At 34.8% G+C, this 1735-nt stretch carries 2 protein-coding genes; both read left to right on the plus strand.

What is annotated here, in order from left to right; translation table 11 throughout:
- Nucleotides 1-673 (plus strand): NAD-binding protein (locus AMDU4_RS13995; RefSeq protein ID WP_290705622.1); only part of this gene is annotated, 673 nt, incomplete at its 5' end.
- A 232-nt stretch (nucleotides 674-905) separates the two neighbouring features.
- Nucleotides 906-1735 (plus strand): hypothetical protein (locus AMDU4_RS14000; RefSeq protein WP_021788569.1); only part of this gene is annotated, 830 nt, incomplete at its 3' end.

The raw sequence follows: 1735 nt of genomic DNA on the forward strand, positions 1-1735 counted from the left end.
AGAAGGAAATAATGTTATTGATATTCTTAAATCCTACAAAGGTGGATCCATAATCATGGATACAACTACAATAAGCCTCAATGAACTTAAGAAAATATTAGAATCTCTGGGAGATTATAAATCAAATTACCTCTCATGCAAGTTGGAGAGAGGACCTCAAGAGGCAAATGAAGGGAAACTTGCACTTTTCCTGGGTGGAGATGAACAACTTTACATAAAATCTCTGGAAATCCTGCATATCTTGGGAAGTCCCATGCATATCGGCACTCATTATCAGGCCACTATGATGAAGTTGATTAGCAATATGGTTGGCACAGCAGTGGTTGACATATTTGGCGAAATGTCTGTGTTAATCAGGAAGCTAGGCATTGATCCAAAAATTGCTATAGAAGCGCTCTCTATGGGAGGTGCAAATTCTATAACCCAGATGTTCCGTCTGGAATGGCAGTCAAAGGATGAGTTTGGGGAAGCATTCTCAATGGAACTTGCTCAGCATGTAATAGAAATGGCACTTGAATCGGCAAGAGATCTGGGCGTGTCAAGCCTGCACCTTATAGAGCAGAACAATCTAATGATGAAACTTGCGAAAAACATGGAATTCGGTAGCAAGGATGTGGGAGAAATATCAAAATTATACTGGAATTTGAACGATTCAGATAATCATCTACAATAACACAATTTTCAGGAATTATTGTTAAGTTTGCTTTATTTTACATGTTTTCTTATATTATTTTTGATATATTATAATATTATTTCACACAATTCTTAAAGGTTTTACTCCACAAATATTTATATAACATTATGTAAATACCCTATCAGATGGATTCGATAATGTTTATTGAGCAAGTGTTCTTTTTGTTGCTTGAGTAAACGTTATCTTCATTAAAAATTTTGGAGGTAATGAGATGTATTTTTATGGTAGTAGAAGCTATGGCGATTTTTTCAACATGGGAGAGTATAGTAGAATAGGCTATGAAACTGACAGAAAAAAGATAAGTATATTTGACACAACACTTAGAGATGGGGAGCAAACACCCGGTGTATCATTTAACATGGAACAAAAGTATACAATAGCAAAAATGCTGTATGATGCCGGGGTTGACATAATAGAAGCAGGATTCCCGGCAGTGTCAGATGAGGAATTAAAGACAATAAAACATATAAACTACGATATGGACAATATATGTTCTCTTGCAAGATGCAATAAAAACGATATAGATAAGGTAATAGAATCCGATTCAAAAATAATACATTTATTTATAGCAACATCGGACATTCACATGAAGTATAAACTAAATAAAACCAGGGATCAGGTTTTTGAAAGTATAACAAATTCAATAGATTACGCAAGAAGCCACGGACTTACAGTAATATTTTCCCCTGAAGATGCCACAAGAACCGATATGGATTTTCTTAAATATATTATTTCATCTATAAAGGTTGAGACTGTCAATTTTCCAGATACTATAGGCATCATGAATCCAATGTCAATGTATTACTTTATTAATAAAATAAAAGAATTTACCAGTACCAATATTAGCATCCATTGCCATAATGATTTTGGCTTAGCAACAGCAAACACTCTTGCAGGTCTGATGGCCGGGGCAAATGAAGCTCAACTTACAATAAATGGAATAGGCGAAAGGGCTGGAAACGCTTCATTAGAAGAGGTTGTGTCATCTATATACGGATTTCTCGACTCACACACTAATATCAGAATGGAAAAATTATATGA

Source organism: Ferroplasma sp. Type II (assembly GCF_000496155.1).